At 69.8% G+C, this 19,979-nt stretch carries 21 protein-coding genes; 13 read left to right on the top strand and 8 right to left on the bottom strand.

The annotated features are described in order from the left end of the window. Nucleotides 1–9: 9 nt before the first annotated feature. Nucleotides 10–369: a rhodanese-like domain-containing protein gene (locus AB0L91_RS12370; protein WP_355283752.1), complete on the bottom strand. Its 360-nt coding sequence runs from the start codon at nt 367–369 to the stop codon at nt 10–12. Between the two features lie 367 nt (nt 370–736). Between AB0L91_RS12370 and AB0L91_RS12365 the strand changes: the two genes are divergently transcribed. From AB0L91_RS12365 to AB0L91_RS12350, 4 genes are all read left to right on the top strand, one after another. Next, the gene (locus tag AB0L91_RS12365) at nt 737–1,348 is read left to right on the top strand and encodes a hypothetical protein (RefSeq protein WP_355283754.1); all 612 of its coding nucleotides are present in this window, start codon (nt 737–739) and stop codon (nt 1,346–1,348) included. Between the two features lie 152 nt (nt 1,349–1,500). After that, nucleotides 1,501–2,124 (top strand): superoxide dismutase, encoded by a 624-nt coding sequence (locus tag AB0L91_RS12360; protein WP_355283756.1) that lies wholly within the window; start codon nt 1,501–1,503, stop codon nt 2,122–2,124. Nucleotides 2,125–2,281: 157 nt separating this feature from the next. Next, nucleotides 2,282–2,809, top strand: coding sequence for a peptidase (locus tag AB0L91_RS12355; protein ID WP_355283758.1), 528 nt, complete (start codon nt 2,282–2,284; stop codon nt 2,807–2,809). A gap of 359 nt (nt 2,810–3,168) precedes the next feature. Continuing rightward, nucleotides 3,169–3,882: a TMEM165/GDT1 family protein gene (locus tag AB0L91_RS12350; RefSeq protein WP_365009436.1), complete on the top strand. Its 714-nt coding sequence runs from the start codon at nt 3,169–3,171 to the stop codon at nt 3,880–3,882. Here the strand turns inward: AB0L91_RS12350 and AB0L91_RS12345 are convergent. Continuing rightward, a complete protein-coding gene (locus tag AB0L91_RS12345) occupies nt 3,858–4,502 on the bottom strand; it encodes a TetR/AcrR family transcriptional regulator (protein WP_355283764.1) in 645 nt (214 codons plus the stop codon). The two genes, AB0L91_RS12350 and AB0L91_RS12345, sit on opposite strands and share 25 nt — an antisense overlap. 21 nt (nt 4,503–4,523) lie before the next feature. Next, nucleotides 4,524–5,402, bottom strand: a complete 879-nt coding sequence (locus tag AB0L91_RS12340; RefSeq protein ID WP_357341794.1) for an SDR family NAD(P)-dependent oxidoreductase — start codon at nt 5,400–5,402, stop codon at nt 4,524–4,526. Between the two features lie 153 nt (nt 5,403–5,555). Here AB0L91_RS12340 and AB0L91_RS12335 point away from each other — a divergent pair, with 153 nt between their 5' ends. Continuing rightward, nucleotides 5,556–6,323 carry an SDR family NAD(P)-dependent oxidoreductase gene (locus AB0L91_RS12335; protein WP_218716139.1) on the top strand — a complete coding sequence of 256 codons (768 nt, stop codon included), beginning with the start codon at nt 5,556–5,558 and terminating at the stop codon, nt 6,321–6,323. Nucleotides 6,324–6,444: 121 nt separating this feature from the next. On the opposite strand, the gene AB0L91_RS12330 is transcribed toward AB0L91_RS12335, so the two are convergent. The 4 genes from AB0L91_RS12330 to AB0L91_RS12315 form a co-directional block, all read right to left on the bottom strand. Then, nucleotides 6,445–7,263 (bottom strand): methyltransferase domain-containing protein, encoded by an 819-nt coding sequence (locus AB0L91_RS12330; protein WP_365009433.1) that lies wholly within the window; start codon nt 7,261–7,263, stop codon nt 6,445–6,447. Between the two features lie 66 nt (nt 7,264–7,329). Then, nucleotides 7,330–7,782: a GNAT family N-acetyltransferase gene (locus AB0L91_RS12325; protein WP_355283771.1), complete on the bottom strand. Its 453-nt coding sequence runs from the start codon at nt 7,780–7,782 to the stop codon at nt 7,330–7,332. Nucleotides 7,783–7,908: 126 nt separating this feature from the next. Further along, the gene (htpG, locus tag AB0L91_RS12320) at nt 7,909–9,867 is read right to left on the bottom strand and encodes a molecular chaperone HtpG (RefSeq protein ID WP_365009431.1); all 1,959 of its coding nucleotides are present in this window, start codon (nt 9,865–9,867) and stop codon (nt 7,909–7,911) included. Between the two features lie 13 nt (nt 9,868–9,880). Then, nucleotides 9,881–11,581, bottom strand: coding sequence for a TM0106 family RecB-like putative nuclease (locus AB0L91_RS12315; protein ID WP_365009428.1), 1,701 nt, complete (start codon nt 11,579–11,581; stop codon nt 9,881–9,883). A 132-nt stretch (nt 11,582–11,713) separates the two neighbouring features. On the opposite strand from AB0L91_RS12315, the gene AB0L91_RS12310 reads away from it, so the two are divergent. The 7 genes from AB0L91_RS12310 (at nt 11,714) to rraA (ending at nt 16,130) form a co-directional block, all read left to right on the top strand. After that, entirely contained in the window at nt 11,714–12,388 is a 675-nt protein-coding gene (locus AB0L91_RS12310) for a DUF6474 family protein (protein WP_365009426.1), read from the top strand. A gap of 7 nt (nt 12,389–12,395) precedes the next feature. Continuing rightward, nucleotides 12,396–12,917, top strand: coding sequence for a hypothetical protein (locus AB0L91_RS12305; RefSeq protein ID WP_365009424.1), 522 nt, complete (start codon nt 12,396–12,398; stop codon nt 12,915–12,917). A 41-nt stretch (nt 12,918–12,958) separates the two neighbouring features. Continuing rightward, entirely contained in the window at nt 12,959–13,609 is a 651-nt protein-coding gene (locus tag AB0L91_RS12300; RefSeq protein ID WP_365009422.1) for a YcnI family protein, read from the top strand. Between the two features lie 98 nt (nt 13,610–13,707). Beyond that, on the top strand, nt 13,708–14,184 hold the full coding sequence (locus AB0L91_RS12295) for a copper resistance CopC family protein (protein ID WP_357344120.1): 477 nt from the start codon (nt 13,708–13,710) through the stop codon (nt 14,182–14,184). Between the two features lie 7 nt (nt 14,185–14,191). Then, on the top strand, nt 14,192–15,136 hold the full coding sequence (locus AB0L91_RS12290; protein ID WP_357341801.1) for a CopD family protein: 945 nt from the start codon (nt 14,192–14,194) through the stop codon (nt 15,134–15,136). Between the two features lie 36 nt (nt 15,137–15,172). After that, nucleotides 15,173–15,628 (top strand): SRPBCC family protein, encoded by a 456-nt coding sequence (locus AB0L91_RS12285; protein ID WP_355283786.1) that lies wholly within the window; start codon nt 15,173–15,175, stop codon nt 15,626–15,628. 13 nt (nt 15,629–15,641) lie between these two features. Next, nucleotides 15,642–16,130 carry a ribonuclease E activity regulator RraA gene (rraA, locus tag AB0L91_RS12280; protein ID WP_030201693.1) on the top strand — a complete coding sequence of 163 codons (489 nt, stop codon included), beginning with the start codon at nt 15,642–15,644 and terminating at the stop codon, nt 16,128–16,130. A gap of 25 nt (nt 16,131–16,155) precedes the next feature. Here the strand turns inward: rraA and AB0L91_RS12275 are convergent, their stop codons facing one another. Continuing rightward, a complete protein-coding gene (locus tag AB0L91_RS12275; RefSeq protein ID WP_218716112.1) occupies nt 16,156–16,377 on the bottom strand; it encodes an RNA-binding S4 domain-containing protein in 222 nt (73 codons plus the stop codon). A 151-nt stretch (nt 16,378–16,528) separates the two neighbouring features. Between AB0L91_RS12275 and lysX the strand changes: the two genes are divergently transcribed. Then, a complete protein-coding gene (gene lysX / locus AB0L91_RS12270; RefSeq protein WP_365011273.1) occupies nt 16,529–19,819 on the top strand; it encodes a bifunctional lysylphosphatidylglycerol synthetase/lysine--tRNA ligase LysX in 3,291 nt (1,096 codons plus the stop codon). Nucleotides 19,820–19,979: the final 160 nt, after the last annotated feature.

Raw genomic sequence — 19,979 nt, 5'->3', positions numbered from 1 at the left:
CGTTCCGGACTAGTAGATCTTGGCTTCGTGCTCGCCGTCGGCGACCACCGGACGGCCGGTCTGCTGCCAGGCCACCATGCCGCCCGCCACGTTCACCGCCTCGTACCCGATATGGGCCAGATACTTGACGACCTCGATCGAGCGCCCGCCCTGCCTGCACACCACGTACACCTCGGCGTCGATGTCGATCTCGTCGAGCCGGGCGGGCACGTCGACCATCGGGATGTGGATCGCGCCGGGCGCGTGCCCGAGCTCCCACTCGTCGGGTTCGCGCACGTCGAGCAGCTGGGCGCCGGCGGCCGGTTCGGCGTGGTCGAACGCGGCGGGTACCGCACCCACCGGCACCGTGGGCACATCGGAGCTCGTCACGCCTCGATCCTGCCATGCCGGAAGCGAGGCCGGGCGGGGCAATGCGCGGTCTGTGGATGGATGCCGGTTATCCACAGAATCCACAACTTGATCCACAGGTCCCAGCTATCGGTCAGCACACAATCATGAGGCGGGGGCTATCAGCCGAGGTGCGTCGCGCGAAGTCAGCGGCGGAACGGCCGATCCGGGACTCCCCTCCATGTCATCCCGGAGCGGCCGTTCGCCGCTGACGTCGGGATTCCGACCTCCCATCGGTCCCGACATCTACTTGGACGCGAGCCGGACCGTTTCGGTTCCATAAAAACGACATCACTAGAGAAAATCCTAAATCCTGGGATCTGGGCGGGCCGATCGGTAGCCTGAGCGCATGAACGTGAGCAGGGGGCTACTCGACAGTTTCGACATCAACGGCCTGAATACCGCTTTGTCCGAATCAACCTGTCTCGGAGTAGAGGTGGACGCCGCCGCGGGGCGGCTGCAGCTCGCTCTCGAGGTGCTGACGCTACCCGCCGACGGCGAGACGCCGATCGACACCAAAGTCCTGCTCACCTTCACCGGAGTCACCCGGGTGGCGGCGTCGCTGCGCATCCAGCGCTGGGACGACATCGACGCCCGCGTCCTCCCCCTCACCCTCGAGCAGCTCGACGAGGCCATCGAGAGTTTCGGTGGCGGCGGGCTGCACGGCTGGGAATTCATCGACCTCGACGACAGCGGCTGGACCCTGTGGAGCGAGCTGCTCAGCTTCGACACCGTGCTCGACAACCGGATCGCGGCGCACGTCATCGAGTTCTCCCAGGAAGAGGGCATCGACCCGCGCGAGCTCGACGTCCGCGTCTGGTTCGACCGGATCACCGTGACCGACCCGGCGGGCCGGGAGATCCCGATGGCCGAGTTCATCGCGGGTGGCAAGCGCTGGTGGGCCGCCCACGATTCCGGCGACCTGCGGGCCTCCAAGGCCGACGTCGCACCGCCGCTGTAGGTATCCGCCCGCGGACACCTGGGTTTCCTCCGGTGTGATTCGAAGGGAATGCAGGGCCGACCGTCTGGGGTTGCATCGAGCGGGTGTACGAATGATGGTTGGTGTGCTCGTCCGACTGGGCGCACACAGCCCGACATACGGAAAGGGACATCGTGGCCGTCTACACGCTGCCGGAACTGGACTACGACTTCGGCGCACTGGAGCCGCACATCTCCGGTCAGATCAACGAGATCCACTACACCAAGCACCACGCCGCCTACGTCGCCGGCGCCAACAAGGCGCTGGAGCAGCTCGAAGAGGCCCGCGAGAGCGGCGATCTGGCGAACATCCTCCTGCTGGAGAAGAACCTGGCGTTCCACCTGGGTGGTCACTACAACCACTCCGTCTGGTGGAAGAACCTCTCCCCCAACGGTGGCGACCAGCCCGACGGTGACCTCGCCGCCGCGATCGCCGACCAGTTCGGTTCGTTCGACAAGTTCCGCGCGCAGTTCACCGCTGCCGCGAACGGCCTGCAGGGCTCCGGCTGGGCCGTCCTGGGTTACGACACCCTGGGCCAGAAGCTGCTGACCTTCCAGCTGTACGACCAGCAGGCCAACGTGCCGACCGGCATCATCCCGCTGCTGCAGGTCGACATGTGGGAGCACGCCTTCTACCTGCAGTACAAGAACGTCAAGGCCGACTACGTGACCGCGTTCTGGAACGTCGTCAACTGGGCCGACGTGCAGGACCGCTTCGCCCGCGCCGTGTCGCAGGGCAAGGGCCTGATCTTCGGTTGAGAAAAGCCCTCGACGGGCCCGGACGCGGTTTCGCCGCGTCCGGGCCCGTTGTCGTTTTTGCCCAATCTGGCAGTCAGTGGTACTTGTGTGCCAGATGGGTTTCGGGCTATTCCTGAGGTACCGGGCAGCGCAGCCCCCGGATAGTCGGGAGGCCATCATGACGACACACGGTCCGATCGGGATCACGCCCTTCCAGGCGCGCGGTCACCTCCAGGGATTCGTGGTTTCGGGCCGCTGGCCGGATACCACCAAGGAATGGGCGCAGGTCCTGGTGCTCGCCGTCCGGGTGGCCTCGATGCCCGGCCTGCTGACGACCTCGACGGTGTTCGGGGTGCGCGAGGAGCTGCCCGACGATCCGGAACCGGGCACGGTCGGACTGGTGCTGGCCGAGGGGCCGGTGCTGGGCGAGGAAGCGATCCAGCCCGGCCGGTTCGCCGCGCACGTGCCGCCCGCGCTGCTGATGCTGCATCCGCCGTCGGAGACCCGGCCGTCGCTGCCCGAGTGCACCGGCGCCGCCTCGGGCTGCGTGCTGCTGCCCGGCGTGCCGCATCTGGGTCTCGAGCACCGCGCGGCCTGGGCCGAGGCCGAGCTCGACGGCACGGTCACCTCGCTGGTGAGCCGGGTCGGGATGGATCTGATCAGCGATCCGGACACCGCCGTGCTGGCGATGTTGCTGGCGGCCTGAGGCTTTCGCGACCGAGGTCTGGCGAACGCTCGGCAACGGGCGTCCGCGACCCGGAATTCAGGGATACCGAACTATTCGGGCCGCACAGCCAAACTTACTGCGGCCATTGCGATTTCGCTCATAAGGAGTTGGCATCCCGACAGCTATCGGGCTAGGGTGGACAGCAGCGAAGGGGAGTAGCCCGCAATCGCGCAGTCGACATACTGATCGGCGCCACATTCGGCGCGGTCCGGCTGCGTGAACCGGTCACCACCGGTGGGCGAGACCTTCGGCCACGAACCGATCCGTCGACCGGTGTGGCTGGAGGCGCACCCGTTTCTTCAGCCGCAGGCCGGAGTACCACCCTGGGAGCTGAATTCATGATCGCCACGATCCTGCTGAGCTTCGGCGTGCTCTTCCTCGCCGAGCTGGGCGACAAATCGCAGCTGATGGCGCTCACCTTCTCGCTGCGCTATCGCTGGTGGGTGGTGCTGTCCGGCATCACCGTCGCCAGTGTCGCCGTCAATCTGATCGCCGCCGGTGTCGGGCATTTCCTCGGCACCGCGCTGCCCGCGAACGCCATCGCCGTCGTCACCGCGCTCACGCTGCTGGTCGTCGGTCTGTGGACGCTGCGCGACGCCATCGGCACCGGCGCGGACAGCGACGACGCGCCCCCGCCCAGCACGCGCAACGCCTTCCTGGTCGTCATCTCGGCCTTCATGCTCGCCGAACTCGGCGACCGCACCATGTTCGCCGCCGCCGCCCTGGCCTCCAAGAACGGCTGGCTGGCGGTGTGGATCGGCTCGACCCTGGGCATGGTCGCGGCGGGTGCCCTGGCGATCCTGGTCGGCAAGCTCGCGGGCAAGCACCTGCCCGAACACGGCATCGCCCTCGCCTCCGGCCTGCTGTTCCTGTTCTTCGCCGCCAAGACGATCCTCGACGCGTTCGTCCCCGGCCTGGGCGGCTGGGGTTCGACCGGCCTGGCGCTGGCCGTCCCGGCCGTGGTCGGCCTCGGCGTCGCCGCCTGGCGGTTCACCCGGCCCGGCAGGACCGTCGCGGCGAACGCGGATCAGCCGGCGAACGCGTTGCCGTAGACGGCGCCCGACCGGCGGGCCAGGTCGATCAGGGGTTCCTTCAGGGCGCGCAGGCCCTCCAGGTCGTCGGCGGCGATCTTGCCGGTGACCATGGCGCCGATGGCGGCGGCCAGGGTGGCGCAGGCGAACTGCTGCTCGTCGGTCTGGGCGCCGAGCATGGCGGCGACGACCGCGACGAAGCGGCTCTGCAGTTCCATCCTGGCCTGGACCGCCGACGGCCCGACCGCGTACACCTCCATCAGGAACAGCCTGGCCGAGGCCGGATCGTCGATCATGTGGTCGAAGTAGGCGGTGAGGATCGCGTCCATTCTGGTGAACGCGTCGGCGTCGGCGGTGTCGGCGATGACGCCCTGCAGCCGCCCGGCCAGCAGGCCGGAGACCCGGTCGAAGGCCGCGGCGAAGCAGTCCTCCTTGGAGCGGAACAGCTCGTAGAACGTCTCGCGGGAGACCCCGGCCCGTTTGAGCACCGCCGCCACCGGCGTGCCGACGTAGCCGCCTTCGGTCATCGCCTCGCCCATCGCGACGAGGATGCGTTCCCGCTGGGAGGCGACCACTTCCTCACGCGAGAGGTGGTGCCGTCCGCGCGGGAGCTGGCGCAGGGTGGATGCCGAATCGCTCATCGTCGAACTCCGTGCTCGAGGTCAGGCTTGCCGTTCCATTCTGCGTGGTCGGGCAGGCTGGGTGGTGGTGAAGGGGGCGTCCTCGGTGCGCGCGATCTCGATCGCGCGAGCGACCCGGTTGCCGAGCAACCGCTGCACCAGCTGCTGCGCCAAGGGTCGCACCGGCAGCACGAGCGACACCCACCAGGGTGAGACGACGCTCTTGCGCCTGCGCGCGATCGCCCGGACCAATGCGTCCACGGCAGGCCCGATCGGCGAGGTGCCGGTCAGGCTGATCTCACGCAGGCCGGTGTGTGCCGCCGCGGTGCCGAAGCCGCGCCGGGTCATCTCGGTGTCGATCTCGGCGAAGTAGCTGACGCCCACGCGCGCGCCGGTCGGGCGCAGCTCGCAGCGCAGGGTGCCCGCCAGCGATTCGACCGCGGCCGCCGAGGCGCTGTAGGCGCCGGCCAGCGGCAGCTGCACCGCCGTGGAGATCGACGACATCATCAGCACGTAGCCGCCGGGACGGGCCAGATGCGGACCGGCGGCCTGCACGGCGTACGCGACGCCGAGCACGTTGACCGCGAGGGTCTCCTCCAGCACGCTCGGGTCGCCACCGATCATCGGCATCTGCTTGGCGATGCCCGCGTTGGCGACGAGCACGTCGAGTCCGCCGAGTTCGGCGACCAGCGCCTCGACCACCCGGTCGACCTGGGCGCGGTCGGCGACGTCGCAGTAGCGCCACGGGGCGTCGCCGCATTCGGCGGCCACCTCCGCCAGCAGTTCCGGTTCCAGTCCGAGCAGCGCGACGTGGGCGCCCTGCGCGGTGAGCTTGCGGGCGAGTGCGGCCCCGATACCGCGAGCTGCCCCGGTGATCAGGACCTTGCGTCCGGCCACCGTCGGAGCGGCGAACGATCTCATGAACGCACGTTACCACCGGAAAACAGCCCTGTTCGCTGGTATTTTCGCAGCTGATCCGGCAGCGTCGGTAGGCGTGATGGGCACCTCACCGGAAACCCGCTAGGGTGCCAATTGACGAAGTGCCAACTAGCAGTCATGAACGAGAGGACCATCGTGGAGATTTCGGGTTCCGCCGCCATCGTCACCGGAGGCGCATCCGGCCTCGGTGCCGCGACCGCCAAGCGTCTGGCCGACGCGGGCGCCACCGTCTTCGGTCTCGACGTCCCGGCGTCGATCGAGCGCGCCGGCGACAACGTCCCCGCGGGTGTCACCCTGATCGCGGCCGATGTGACCAGCGGCGACGAGGTCGCCGCCGCGATCGCCCAGATCACCGAGGGCCCCGCCCCGCTGCGCATCGTGGTCAACTGCGCCGGTGTCGGCTGGGCCGGTCGCATCCTGTCCAAGAACGGCCCGCACGACCTGGAGCTGTTCCGCACCGTCATCACCGTGAACCTGCTCGGCACGTTCAACGTGATGCGCCTGGCCGCCGACGCCATCGCCAAGACCGAGCCGGTCGACGAGTACGGCCAGCGCGGCGTGGTCATCAACACCGCGTCGGTCGCGGCGTTCGAGGGCCAGATCGGCCAGATCGCCTACTCCGCCTCCAAGGGTGGCGTGCACGGCATGACCGTCCCCGCCGCGCGCGACCTCGCCCAGTTCGGCATCCGCGTGAACACCATCGCCCCCGGCATCATCGACACCCCGATGCTGGCCGGCGTCACCGAGGAGTACCGCAAGGGCCTCGAGGCGGGCGTCCCGTTCCCGTCGCGCCTCGGCCGCCCCGACGAGTACGCCCAGCTCGTCGAGTACATCGCGAGCCACGACTACCTCAACGGCGAGACCATCCGCATGGACGGCGCCCTGCGCATGGCCCCGCGCTAGAACACTCCCCCGCGACTTTCGCCGATCGGGACCACCTCGTCGGTTGGCCGACCGCGTCGGTCGTGGAGTGGGTGACATCGATGACTGCCCGTCGCCGGTTTCGGCGGCGGGCAGTTGTCGTTCAGGCCGCGGGGACCGTGCCGACGCCGAAGAGGGCCGTGGTGAACAGCGGTGTGTTCGCGCGGTAGGTGACCGTGAGGTGCTCGATGGCCGCTTCCGTGCGGCGTTCCCATTCCGCTTCGCCCACTTCGTGTCTCAGCGCGGTCAGCGGAGCGCTGCTGCGGGTCATGGTGTCCCACAGCGCCGCCGCGTCCGGGAAGCGGACCTCGACCGTGTGCGGGCGGATCGTCACCGCCTCGAATCCGGCCGCGCGCAGCTCGGCCTCGAAGACGGCCGGGTTCTCCAGGCCGCGCGCGTTCGGCTGCGGCAGTGCGGCGTTCGGGTCGCCCGCGGTCAGCGCGCCGTAGAGCGCGCGCATCAGCGAGGAGTCGTCGGCGGGTGCCCAGGCGGTGACGACCGCGGTGGCGCCGGGGCGCAGGACCCGGCGGAGCTCGGTGAAGCCCTTCGGCCGGTCGGCGAAGAACATGAGGCCGAACAGGGAGAATCCGGCGTCGAAGCGGCTGTCCGGATACGGCAGGTCCTGGCCGTCGCCGACCTGCGCGGTGATCGTGGTGTGCCCGGCGAGTTCGGCCGCCGCCGTGAGCTGTTCGATCATCGGGGCCGAGACATCGATCGCGTCGACCCGCGCGCCCTTGGCCGCGGCCGCGAGACTGAGCAGCCCCGTTCCGGCGGCGACGTCGACGATCACGGAATACGTTCCCGGCGTCACCAATTCGAGCGCGCGCTCCGCGAACGGACCGAGCACGGTCGCCGCCGCCGCGGCGTACCCTTCGGCCACCAGATCCCACGGCTGTGCCGTGACCGACGTCCCCTCCGACATGTCCGACCGTTCCTCTCGCTCCGCGATCGATGCCGCGACCAGACTACGTTTTTCGCTCGTACGGCGTCAGAGGGTGCGTTCGAAGGTGATCAGCGCGCGGCCGGGGCCGTTGTAGTCGGGGACCGGGCCGGTGACGGTGAAGCCGAGGCTGCGATGGAAATCGATCGAGGTGAAATTGGCCGGAGCGGTGATGGCGGTGACCACCTTTCGGCCGTCGGCCCTGGCCAGCTCGAAGAATTCGTCGTAGAGGGTGCGGCCGAGCCCGACTTTGCGGGCGTCGGGACGCACACCGACGAAATGGATATAGGCCGCGTCGGGATCGGACGGCGAACCGAAACCGATGAGAAAACCGGAGATTCCGTCGTCGTCGGTCGCCACCAGGCTGGTGCGATGGAAGTGGTCGAGGAACAACCTCGGCAGGCTCGGGACCACGGTTCTGCCCCACCAGTGATCGACCACCCCGATCAGGCCGTCGTAGTCACCGGGCCGCGCCCGGCGGATCACATGCCCCGCCGCCATCCCTCCATAGTGCGGCTTGCGGGGCCGGTCGGCACCCGTATTCCGCACAGCGAGTGCAGCCCTTGTCCGCGAACCACGATGGCCGCTCCGGACGAGCGGCCATCGTGGGTGCGTGTTCGAGCTTCCTCAGACGGTGCGAGTCAGGCGCTCCGTCAACAGCTGGGCGAAACGAGCCGGGTCCTTGAGTTCGCCGCCCTCGGCGAGAACCGCGGTGCCGTAGAGCAGTTCGGCGGTCTCGGCGAGCTCGGGCACCTTGCCCTCGTCGGCATCGGACTTGCGCGCGTCGTAGGCGTCGCGCAGGCCGGTGACCAGCGGGTGGGTCGGGTTGAGCTCGAGGATGCGCTTGGATTCCGGCAGCGCCTGGCCCGAGGCGCGATACATGCGCTCGAGCATCGGGGTGAAGTCGAAGACGTCACCGACCAGGCAGGCCGGGGAGGTGGTGAGCCGGTTGGTCAGGCGCACCTCCTTGGCGACCTCGTCGAGGGTCGAACCGAGCCAGGTGAGCAGATCGGCGAAGTCCTTGTCCTGCTGCTCGCGCAGGGCCTCGGTCTCCTTCTTCTCGTCCTCGGTCTCCAGGTCGACCTCGCCCTTGGCGATCGACTGGAACTTCTTGCCGTCGAACTCCGGCACCGAGCCGACCCACATCTCGTCGACCGGGTCGGTCAGCACCAGCACCTCGCGGCCCTTGGCCTTGAACGCCTCCAGGTGCGGCGAGTTCTCCACCTGCGCACGGCTTTCGCCGGTCATGTAGTAGATCGCGTCCTGGCCCTCCGGCATCCGCTCGACGTACTGCTTCAACGTCGTGAGCTCGGAGTCCGAGGCGGTCGAGGCGAAAGACGAGACGGTGAGCAGGGTTTCGCGGTTGTCGGTGTCGGAGAGCAAGCCCTCCTTGAGCACCCGGCCGAACTGGGTCCAGAAGGTCTGGTACTTCGTCTGGTCCTCGGCGCCCTGCAGATCCTTGACCGTCGACAGCACCTTCTTGACCAGGCGCTTGCGGATCATCTGGATCTGGCGGTCCTGCTGCAGGATCTCGCGGGAGACATTGAGCGAGAGGTCCTGCGCGTCCACCACACCCTTGACGAAGCGCAGGTACTCCGGCATCAGCTCTTCGCAGTTGTCCATGATGAACACCCGGCGCACATAGAGCTGCACGCCGCGCTTGTGCTCACGGGTGAACAGGTCGAACGGCGCGGTCGACGGGACGAACAGCAGGGCCTGGTACTCGAAGGTGCCCTCGGCCTTCATCGGGATGATCTCGAGCGGCTCGTCCCAGGCGTGGCTGACGTGGTGGTAGAACTCCTTGTACTCCTCGTCGGTCACCTCGCTGCGCGGCCGGGTCCACAGCGCCTTCTGCGAGTTGAGGGTCTGGTCCTCGACGATGGTCTTCTCGACCTTGTCCTCGCCCTCGCCCTCCATCACCGTGCGCTCGACCTGCATGCGGATCGGCCAGGCGATGAAATCGGAGTACTTGCGGACGATCTCGCGCAGCTTCCATTCCTGCGTGTAGTCGAAGAGGTGATCGTCCTCGTCGGCCGGCTTGAGCTCGAGGGTGACCGAGGTGCCCTGCGGCGCGTCGGCGACGGTGTCGATCTCGTAGGTGGAGCTGCCCGCGGCGGCGTTCCAGCGGGTGCCCTCGGCCTCGCCCGCCTTGCGGGTGGTGAGCGTGACCTTGTCGGCGACCATGAAGGTGGAGTAGAAGCCGATGCCGAACTGGCCGATCAGCTCCTCGGCGGCGGCGTCGGACTTGGCCTCGGTGAGCTTGCGGCGCAGCTCGGCGGTGCCGGACTTGGCGAGGGTGCCGATCAGATCGATCACCTCGGCGCGGGACATGCCGATGCCGTTGTCACGGACGGTCAGGATGCGCTTGTCGGCGTCGACCTCGAGCTCGATGTGCAGGTCGGAGGTGTCGGCGACGAGGTCCTTGTCCTGGAACGTGGCCAGCTTCAGCTTGTCCAGCGCGTCGGAGGCGTTCGAGATCAGCTCCCGCAGGAACGTGTCTTTGTTGGAGTAGACCGAGTGGATCATCAGCTCCAGCAGCTGGTGGGTCTCGGCCTGGAACTCGAGGGTTTCGACATGCTCTGTCACGCCCCCGATCGTATTACCGCCCGAAATCCGCCAGGGAGGGAACCTCGTCGGCGGCTCGCTCGGTCATCCAGTTGCGCAGGACCTGGGTGGCGCGCACGTCGTCCTCGTTGTATTCGAACAGGCGGGTGCGCTGGGACAGGTCGGATTCGGCGTCGTAGCCGACGGCGCGGCGGTACCAGCCCATCGAGGCCTCGCCGCCCGCCTCCGGGTCGCGCCAGGCGAAGCCGGCGACCGGGGCGATCTTCTTGAGGCCCTTGCCGTTGGGGCAGATGAACTGGTCGGTGACGGCCTGGAACATGTCGACCCACTCGGGCGAATCGACGAAGGCGCGCACCTGCTCGTGCGTCGGCACACCCGGCCTGCCCGCGAACCGGCGGGCCGACTCGTAGAGCCACTTGTCCTCGGCGGTGCGGGAGTAGCAGTAGGCGGCGAAGGTCTTGCCCGCGGCGTGGGCCTCGGCCCGCACGCCCATGAGCCAGGTCCAGAACTCGCCGAAGGAGCGGCCCTCGTCCTCGGTGGGCAGCGGGTCCCAGGTGACGAACGGCCGGTAGACGTCGTCGAGCAGGGTGCCCCACAGGTAGGCGCCGTCCTCCTGGTAGCTCTCCAGGTCGACGTCGACCTCCACGTCGGCGCGGCGCACGCTCACCGTGTCGAAGCGGCGCACCAGCGGCGCGCCCTCGATCCAGGCGCGGGCGGTGACCACGGTCTCGGAGAACGGCCCGTGCTGCCAGTCCTCCGGGTCGTCCCCGGTCCAGGCGGCCAGCTCGTCGACGGTCTGCACGCCGTGTACCCGCAGCACGTCGGCCCGGGAGCCGGGCGCGACCAGGCTGACATCGCGCATCAGCGCCAGCTGCCCCTCGCAACTGGGCGCACCGTCGGCGCCGCGCACCCACCACGGGCACTGCCTGCACTCGGGCACCTTCGACGGCTGGGTCGGCAGCTCGCCGCGGACCACCGCGATCCGGTCGCCGTAGCGCTGGTCGTAGTCGGCCAGGACATTGGTCAGGTCGTGCACGAGGATGCGGTCGAAGGCCAGGCCGATCGCGCCGCCGAGCAGGGCCGGGCTGGCCATGCCGTGGCGCTGCAGCATCCGGTACAGATGCGCGAGGCGCTGCTGGTCGCGTGGCTGCGGACGCAGTTTCACGTGCTTGTCGCGGCGGGGCTGCCAGCGGAACAGCTCGGAGGTCAGCGGGTGGAAATCGGCCGGGTCGGGCCTGCGCGGGTCGGTGACCTTGTGGTTGACCACGATGATCGGGATATAGCCGCCGCGATCGTCGTCGCGGAGCAGGAACTCGGCGCCGCCGCGACGGCCGGTATCGGGTTCCTGCGGCAGCAGCCCACCCCAGATGCGGGCGGCGCCGGCCTCCATGGCGGCCATGGTCGCCGCGGCCTTCTCCCCCGCGCGCAGCCGCGGGTCGATCACCACCCACTCGGCGGGTGCGGCGGCGACCAGCTCGTCGCGAACCTTGAGCCGGTGCGCGGCGGCGGCCTCCCGGCGCTGCTGGACGCCCGGATCCTCCCTGACCTCGGCGATGGTGCCCGGATGCTCGGCGTCCAGGCGCAGGCGATGCCTGCACCCGATCAGCGAGCGCGCGTCCAGGAAGGCGATCCGGGACTCGGCGACCCCGGTGTCGGTACCTCGATCGAGCGCAGCGGAAGCGGGGGCCGGGCGATGCACCGGCCCGCCGTCGAAGTCGTCCTCGGCTGCACGCACGCAAGCAGTATGGTCCCTCCCCCCGACACAATGCCCAATCGCTACCCTCATCCCACTACGCTACGAAGTACGGCAGGCCGCTACCCCGGCACTGCCTCATGACTTGGCGAGCATGACGGAGGGCCTGATCTCATGGGGTTGTTCAGCAAGCGCAAGCGGCGGCCGAGCCGACGCGCTGAGGCGAAGGCGCTCAAGCACAAAGCGGCCGTTGAGGCCAAACTCGGCGCCAAGAACGAGCGCAAGGCCGCCAAGGCGGGCGAACGCACCACCCGCCGCGCGGCCAAGGCACAGGCCAGGACCGAGGCCAAGGTGGCCAAGGCGCAGATCGCGACCCTGCAGGCCGAGGAGAAGGCCGCCCAGAAGGTGGCGGCGAAGGCCGACCGCGAACTGTTCAGCGCGAGCCAGATCCGCAAGTACATCGGCGTCGCCCGGGTGCTGGTCCCGGTGCTCACGCCGCTGGCCTACCGGGGCGCCACCTACGTCCGGGGCCAGCTCGACGCCCGCAAGGCGCAGCAGCTCGGCATCGGGCTCGACCAGCTGGGCGAGTTCAGCGGCCACGGCGCGCGCCTGCAGGCCCGCATCACCAACACCGAGAGCGCGCTCGACAAGGTCGCCGCCGACGCCCCCGGTGACGCCGACACCAAGAAGTTCGTCGAGGCCGCCCGGTCCCGGCTGACCGACCTGACCGTCGCGGTGAACACCGCCGAGCAGATGCCCGCCGCGCGCCGCAAGGCCGTGCACGCGTCCATCTCGTCCGAGCTGGGTGTGCTGGAGACCGACGCGCTCGCCCGGCTCGGCGTGCGCTGATCCCGTCGTGACCACGCCGCAGCTCACCGCCCGCCTGCGCGGGGGTGGCTGCGGCGTACTCGTCGGCGCGCTGGCCGTCGCCGCGCACGGGAGCGCGGGTGGCGGCGTGCCGCGCTCGTCGGATCTCGCGCTGCTGCTGCTGGTTTCGCTCGGCGCGGGAGTCATCGCGAGTGGGCCGCGTAGGCGCTCGGCCGCGCCGATGGTGCGGCTCGGCTCGGCGCTGCTCGGTGGGCAGTGGGCCGGGCACTTCGCCCTGTCGGCGTCGCTGGATCATCACGACGAGCTGTTCCATCTGCCGAGCGCGCCGATGGTGGCCGCGCACACCGTCGCCGCGTTCGCCTGCGCCGCACTGATTCTCGTCGCCGAGCGGCTGTATCTCGCCGCGTCGAGTGCGCTCGCGGCCGTGCTCGGCCCGCCGCCGACCGCCGTCGCCGTCCGCGTGCGGCGCTGGGCCGATCTGGTGCTCGCCGGGCCGACCGACCATCCGAGGGGCGCGCGATGTCCGCGCGCGCCGCCGCTGTCCGCCTGATTCACGACGACATCAGCATCTCTTCGGACAGAAGGCATTCCATGCACAACTTCATCACCCGCGGCACCGGGACCGCCGCCATCGCGGCCGGTCTGGTGCTCGCCGCCTGCGGCTCGGCGGGCGCGCACGTGACCGTCGACGCGCCGGGCGCCGCCCAGGGCAAGTACACCGTCGCCACCTTCAAGGTGCCGACCGAATCCGAGACCGCGGCCACCACCGCGCTGCGTGTCACGGTGCCGAACCTGAAAAGCGTTCGCACCGAGCCCATGCCGGGCTGGACGTCCAAGGTCGAGCGCAACGACAAGGGCGAGGCCGTCGCCGTCGCCTGGACCGCCGACCCGGGCAACCCGGGTGTCGGCCCCGGCCAGTTCCAGCGCTTCGTGCTCTCGCTCGGCCCGCTGCCCGCGCAGGACACGGTGAACTTCCCCGCCACCCAGACCTACAGCGACGGCAAGGTCGTCGCCTGGGATCAGCCGAGCACCGGCGGCGCCGAGCCGGAGCACCCGGCACCGTCGATCACGTTGACCGCCAACGGCGGTAGCGCGGGCGGCGACCACCAGGTCGCCTCCGGCGAGACCAGCGCGAAGGAGACCGATACGGTCGCGCGCTGGCTCGGCGGCATCGGCCTGGCCCTTGGCCTGTTCGCGGCCGCGCTCGGCCTCGGCCTCGTCTTCCGGTCGCGGCGGTCGTGATGCGGGCCGATCATCTCGTCGCCGACATCAACCGGTCCGCGCGCCGACGCATCGGGCGCCGGGTATTCGCCGTGCTGATCGCCGGCCTGTTCGCCGCGATGTTCGCGGCGGCGGGCACCGCGAGCGCGCATTCCGGCGCCGTGAGCAGCGTGCCCGAGGACGGCTCGACCGTCGAGGTCGGGCCGGCGCGCGCGAGCATCACCTTCAACGAGGAACTGCAGCAGAACTTTCCGTCGCTGACCGTGGTCGGCCCGGACGGTCGCCTGTGGTCGAAGGGCAAGGCGCTCGTCGAAGGCCGCACCGTCAGCGTGGAACTGGGCGAACTCGGGCCGGTCGGCGAGTACACCCTCGCGTTCCGGGTCACTTCCGCCGACGGGCATCCGGTGAGCGGGACCCGGCATTTCACGCTGAGCAAGGCGGGCACCGGTACGCCGGGCGCCAAGCCGGGTGAGGACAAGGCCGACGGGGGCGGCGATTCCGGCGGCGGCGTGCCGGTGTGGGTGTTCATCGCCGGTGGTGTCGTGCTGTTCGGCGCCGGCCTCGCGGTCGCGCTGCTGTCCGGCCGCAAGAAGTAGTCACCCCATGACGACCGGTCGCCGGGCACCCGCGACGACGCCGCGGCAGTGGCGGGTCCTGGTGCCGGTCGTGGTGGCCGCCCTGGCCGGGGTGGCGCTGGCGTGGCTGCTGCGCCGCGACGGCGGGTTCCCCTTGGCGGCGTGCGCGCGGGTGCTCGCCGACGGCGCGGGCGCCGTGGTGCTCGGGCTGGCGGCCCTGCCCCGGCTCGACGACCGGCTGCGGGTCGCCTGGCGACCACTGGCCGCGCTGGCCGGGGTCTGGTTCGCGGCCGAGTTCGCGGTGCTGGTGGCCGAGGCCGCCGACGTGGTCGGCGTGCCGGTGGCCCGGCTCGGCGCCGGCGAGTTCGGCACCTTCCTGGTGAACCTGAGCAGCGGGCAGATCGGCATCGCGATCCTGTTCTGCACCGGCGCGGTGGCCTGCTACGCGGCGCTGGCCTACCGCAGGCCCGACACCGCGTCGGCCGATCTGGTGCTGGTGTTCGCCGCGGTCGCGCTGGCCCTGCGCCCGATCACCGGGCACATGTCCCAGCAGATGTTCGGGTCGGTGCTGGCCGCGATCCACGCGCTGGCCGCGGCGTGCTGGCTCGGGCTGCTGGTGGCGATGGCGGTGGTGCTGCGCACCCGTGGCGGCTGGGCGCGGACCCTGCCGCGCTATTCGGCGCTGGCCGCGCCGTTGATCCTGGCGGTGGCCGCGACCGGGACGATCGACGGGCTGGTGCGCCTCGGCGGGCTGGAGCCGCTGTGGTCGACCGGCTACGGGCGCATCCTGCTGGCGAAGTTCGCCGTCCTGTGCGCGCTGACCGGCCTCGGCTGGTGGTGGCGGCGCAGCTGGGTGCGCCGGGCGGCCGAGCACCGGGTGACCGCCGAGATCTCCCTGCGCAACGCCGCGATCGAGGTCACCGTGATGGGCCTGGCGTTCGGCCTGGCGGCGACCCTGGCGGTCACCGCGTAGCCGGATCGGTCGCGGCCGACCATTAAAGTGGCCGATATGACCGAAGTGAGGATTGTCGAAGACTGCGCCGCGTCCGCCGAGACGGCGTTCGAATACGTCAACGACTACCGTAATCTGCCGCATTTCCTGTACGGCATCGAATCCTTCGTCCCGGTCACCGACCAGACCGACGGGCTGGGCGCGACCTTCGACGGCCACATGAAGCTGGGCCCCGCGTCGCTCAAGTCCCGGGTCGAGGTCGTGAAGTGGGAGAAGGGCCGCGTGATCGGCATCAAGTCGATCAAGGGATTCGAGATCATCTCGACGTTCCACTTCTATCCCAAGGGCGATGCGCTGTGCACCGTCGACGCGACCATCGAGTACTTCGTGCCCGGCGGGATCGCGGGCAAGATGCTCGGCAAGACGATCGAGCCGTTCGTCAAGATCGCGGTGAAGCACACCACAGACAGCCTGGTCAAGGAGATCGCCAAGGCGCATCTCGAGGGCGCCTGACAGAATGCTGGCCATGACCGAATCAGCGAATGTTGTGGCCACCGCCGATCTGGCCGACGAGATCGGCCCCGAGATCCGCAGTTGTGACACCCAGTTCATCCAGTTCGGTGGCCGGGCCGCGTTCGCCGGGCGGATCACCACGATCCGGTGCTTCCAGGACAACCTGCTGGTGAAGCAGACCCTGGGCGAGCCCGGCGAGGGCAAGGTCCTCGTGGTCGACGGCGGCGCGAGCGTGCACACCGCCCTCGTCGGCGACATCATCGCGGGCCGTGGCGTCGACAACGGCTGGGCCGGCGTGATCGTCAACGGCGCGGTGCGCGACTCGGCGATCCTGCGCACCCTCGACATCGGGGTGAAGGCGCTGGGCACCAACCCGCGCAAGAGCACCCAGACCGGCAGCGGCGAGAAGGACGTCACCGTCGAGTTCGGCGGCATCACCTTCGTCCCCGGCGAGATGCTCTACAGCGACCACGACGGCGTCGTGGTCCGCGCCGAGGACTGAACGTCCGGGGAAGCGGGTGTTCGGGCTAGTTCCCGGACACCCGCACCTTGTGGCCCGCGAGCACGACGACGTCGCCCACCTGTAGTTGCCTACCGCGGCGCAGCTCCACCTCGTCGTTGACCCGGACCAGACCCTGGGCGATCACCGTCTTGGCCTCGGAGCCCGAATCGATCAGGTTGGCCAGTTTCAGGAATTGCCCGAGCTTGATGACCTCGTCATCGATCGGCACATCGACTGGTTCCGACATGGGCTAATACTTACCCCCCTGCGAAAAACCGGTCGCAACCGGCCCCACCACCGGGCCGCGTGACGAACACGCCGCAGTGTCCGCCACACCGATCGGGCCCGGATGCACGCACACTGGATCGGTGACCACCACGCAGGCCGAGCAACACCCCATCGTCGAGGCATCGCCGGGCCGCGCCGCCGCCGTTCCGCATCGTGGGCACGGCAGGCTGGCCGAGGTACCGCACATCACCGGGCTCGTTCTCGGTGTCTTCGCGGTGCTGCTGTTCCTGTGGAGCCTCTCGCCCGCGCTGCGCTATCTGACGCAGGTGCCGCGGCACTATGTGGACGTCTACTACTTCGACGCCCCCGACACCAGCCTCGTGTGGGCGGTGGTCGTCGGCCTGCTGGCCGGGGCGATCGCCAGCCGAAAACGCGTCGCGTGGTGGCTGCTGGTGGTGTACCTGCTGCTCTACGCGATCTCCAACATCCTGGACTTCGTCGCCGAGGACGACATCGACGCGCTGGTGGCCTTCGTCGTGCACCTCGTCGTCATCGGGATCCTGATCGCGGCGCGCAACGAGTTCTACACCCGGGTCCGACCGGGCGCGCTGTGGAAGGCGCTCGGCGTGCTGGTGGCCGGGCTGGCGCTGGGCTGCCTGATCGGCTGGGGTCTGGTCGAACTCGCGCCGGGCACGCTGCCGCCCGGCCCGCAGCGGCCGCTCTGGGCGGTCTACCGGGTGACAGCGGCGGTGCTGGTGAACAACGAGCACTTCGACGGGCACCCGCGGCCGTGGGTCAACTTCCTGCTCGGCCTGTTCGGCGCGATCGCCCTGCTAGCCGCGGTGGTGGTGCTGCTGCGCTCGCGCCGGGCCGACAACGCGATGACCGCGCTGGACGAGTCGGCTTTGCGCGGGCTGCTCGCGGCGAGCGATGTCGAGGACTCGCTCGGCTACTTCGCCACCCGCCGCGACAAGGCGGTGGTTTTCGCGCCGAACGGCAAGGCGGCCATCACCTATCGCGTCGAGCTGGGTGTGAGCCTGGCCAGCGGCGATCCGATCGGGCCCAAACAGGCCTGGCCGCAGGCCATCCGGGCCTGGCTGGAGGAGGCCGACCGATTCGGCTGGGCGCCCGCGGTGATGGGCGCGAGCGAGCTCGGCGCCACCGCCTACCGCAACGCCGGGCTCGCGGCCCTGCGGCTCGGCGACGAGGCGATCCTCGACACCCGCACCTTCTCCCTGGCCGGGCCGGAGATGAAGCAGGTGCGCCAGGCCGCGAACCGGCTGCGCAAGCACGGGATCGGCGTGCGGGTGCGCAGGCACCACGACATTCCCGCCGACGAGTTCGCCGAGATCGTCGCCAGGGCCGACGCCTGGCGCGACACCGAGACCGAACGCGGCTTCTCGATGGCGCTCGGCCGCCTCGGCGACCCGCTCGACGGCGACTGCCTGCTCGTCGAGGCCGTCGACCACGACGAGCGGGTGCACGCCATGCTCTCGTTCGTCCCGTGGGGCCGCAGCGGCGTCTCGCTGGAACTCATGCGCCGCGACCCGCAGAGCCCCAACGGCGTGATGGAGCTGATGATCTCCCAGCTCGCGCTGAACTCCGACCAGTACGGCATCACCAAGATCTCGCTGAACTTCGCGGTGTTCCGGTCGGTGTTCGAGGAGGGCGGCCGGATCGGCGCGGGCCCGATCCTGCGCGCGTGGCGCGGAGTGCTGCTGTTCTTCTCGCGCTGGTGGCAGCTCGAGGCGCTGTACCGGTCGAACGTGAAGTACCACCCGCGCTGGGTGCCGCGCTTCTTCCTCTACGAGGAGCGCAGGCAGCTGCCCCGGGTGGCGACGGCCAGCGGTCTGGCCGAGGGCTTCCTGCCGCGCATCGGCAAGGAGCCCGACGCGGCCGTGCACACCGGAACGCACTCCGCGGTCCCGGCGAGCGTCACCGGCCTGCACGCCGACGGCAGCGCGCCGGACGCGCCGGAGGGCGAGGACGCCGAGCAGGGTCCGCGCAGGCCCGAGCAGGTCCGCGTGCGGATGGACAAGCTGGACCGGCTCACCGCCGCAGGCGTCGACGCCTACCCGGTGGCCTACCCGCCGACGCACACCATCGCCGACGCCCGCGCCTGCCCGAAGGGCACCACGGTGCGGGTGGCGGGCAGGCTGCTGCGCATCCGCGACTACGGCGGGGTGATCTTCGCGGTGGTCCGCGACTGGACCGGCGAGATCCAGCTCGTCATCGACCGGGAGCGGGTCGGCGCCGACCGCAGCGCCGAGTTCACCGAGTTCTTCGACCTGGGTGATCTGATCGAGGTCAGCGGCCAGCTCGGCACCAGCCGCAGCGGCGAGCTCTCGCTGCTCGCCCAGGACTGGCGGATGAACGGCAAATGCCTGCACCCGCTGCCCGACAAGTGGCGTGGCCTGGCCGATTCCGAGGCCAAGGTCCGGCAGCGCTACGTCGACATGGCGATCAACCCGGAGACCCGCGAGGTGATGGGCAAGCGCAGCGCGGTGCTGCACTCGCTGCGCGACTCGCTGTTCAACTGGGGCTTCCTCGAGGTCGAGACGCCGATCCTGCAGCAGGTGCACGGCGGCGCCAACGCGACCCCGTTCCGCACCCACATCAACGCCTACGACCTCGACCTCTACCTGCGCATCGCCCCCGAGCTCTACCTCAAGCGGCTGTGCGTCGGCGGCATGGAGAAGGTCTTCGAACTCGGCCGCACCTTCCGCAACGAGGGCGTCGACTTCAGCCACAATCCCGAGTTCACGATCCTGGAAGCCTATGAGGCGCACAGCGATTACCTGCGGATGATGCAGCTGTGCCGACGGCTGATCCAGGACGCGGCGATGGCGGCCAACGGTGCCGAGGTGGCGCTGCGCCCGAACGACGAGGGCGGGTTCGACGCCGTCGACATCTCCGGCGAGTGGCGGGTGAAGACGGTGCACGGCGCGGTCTCGGAGGCGATCGGCACCGAGATCACCACCCGCACCGAGCTGGCCCGGCTGCGCGAGCTGTGCGACGAGGCGGGCATCGCCTACCAGCACGGCTGGGACGCGGGCCAGGTGGTGCTGGAGATGTACGAGCACCTGGTGGAATCGCAGACCACCGACCCCACCTTCTACTGCGACTTCCCCACCTCGGTCTCGCCGCTGACCCGCTCGCACCGCAGCATCGACGGCGTCACCGAGCGCTGGGACCTGGTCGCCTGGGGCGTCGAATTGGGCACCGCCTACAGCGAACTCACCGATCCGGTCGAACAGCGGCGCAGGCTCACCGAACAGTCGATGCTGGCGGCGGGCGGCGATCCGGAGGCGATGGAGCTCGACGAGGACTTCCTGCAGGCGCTCGAACACGCGATGCCGCCCACCGGCGGCCTCGGCATGGGCGTGGACCGGGTGGTCATGTTGATCACCGGCCGCAGTATCCGCGAGACGCTGCCGTTCCCGTTGGTGAAACCGCGGTGATTCGGGGTACACCGTTACTCGTGTAAACGAATCGTGGCCGCGCCGCGATGAACAACTACTCCGGGACGCCGCGAGGCTTTCGCATCGAAAGCCGCACCAACGGCGCTAGTCTCGGAGTTCCGGCACCGGGAGGATGCCGGGCCAACGACCTATCGGGATG

Origin of the sequence: Nocardia sp. NPDC051833 (assembly GCF_040681225.1) — a bacterium.
Lineage (GTDB): Bacteria > Actinomycetota > Actinomycetes > Mycobacteriales > Mycobacteriaceae > Nocardia.
Note: the sequence above shows the minus strand (reverse complement) of the source record. Positions and strands in the feature narration are given on the sequence as shown.

What these genes read in the sequence shown, in the direction of transcription:
- AB0L91_RS12310 (WP_365009426.1), top strand. Translation starts at nt 11,714, where the DNA reads ATGGGGTTGTTCAGCAAGCGCAAGCGGCGGCCGAGCCGACGCGCTGAG.
- AB0L91_RS12325 (WP_355283771.1), bottom strand. Translation starts at nt 7,782, where the DNA reads ATGGCGGCGGGGCATGTGATCCGCCGGGCGCGGCCCGGTGACTACGAC.
- AB0L91_RS12295 (WP_357344120.1), top strand. Translation starts at nt 13,708, where the DNA reads ATGTTCGCGGCGGCGGGCACCGCGAGCGCGCATTCCGGCGCCGTGAGC.
- AB0L91_RS12345 (WP_355283764.1), bottom strand. Translation starts at nt 4,502, where the DNA reads ATGAGCGATTCGGCATCCACCCTGCGCCAGCTCCCGCGCGGACGGCAC.
- AB0L91_RS12275 (WP_218716112.1), bottom strand. Translation starts at nt 16,377, where the DNA reads ATGTCGGAACCAGTCGATGTGCCGATCGATGACGAGGTCATCAAGCTC.
- AB0L91_RS12355 (WP_355283758.1), top strand. Translation starts at nt 2,282, where the DNA reads ATGACGACACACGGTCCGATCGGGATCACGCCCTTCCAGGCGCGCGGT.
- AB0L91_RS12285 (WP_355283786.1), top strand. Translation starts at nt 15,173, where the DNA reads ATGACCGAAGTGAGGATTGTCGAAGACTGCGCCGCGTCCGCCGAGACG.
- AB0L91_RS12330 (WP_365009433.1), bottom strand. Translation starts at nt 7,263, where the DNA reads ATGTCGGAGGGGACGTCGGTCACGGCACAGCCGTGGGATCTGGTGGCC.
- AB0L91_RS12340 (WP_357341794.1), bottom strand. Translation starts at nt 5,402, where the DNA reads ATGAGATCGTTCGCCGCTCCGACGGTGGCCGGACGCAAGGTCCTGATC.
- AB0L91_RS12350 (WP_365009436.1), top strand. Translation starts at nt 3,169, where the DNA reads ATGATCGCCACGATCCTGCTGAGCTTCGGCGTGCTCTTCCTCGCCGAG.
- rraA (WP_030201693.1), top strand. Translation starts at nt 15,642, where the DNA reads ATGACCGAATCAGCGAATGTTGTGGCCACCGCCGATCTGGCCGACGAG.
- AB0L91_RS12365 (WP_355283754.1), top strand. Translation starts at nt 737, where the DNA reads ATGAACGTGAGCAGGGGGCTACTCGACAGTTTCGACATCAACGGCCTG.
- AB0L91_RS12290 (WP_357341801.1), top strand. Translation starts at nt 14,192, where the DNA reads ATGACGACCGGTCGCCGGGCACCCGCGACGACGCCGCGGCAGTGGCGG.
- AB0L91_RS12300 (WP_365009422.1), top strand. Translation starts at nt 12,959, where the DNA reads ATGCACAACTTCATCACCCGCGGCACCGGGACCGCCGCCATCGCGGCC.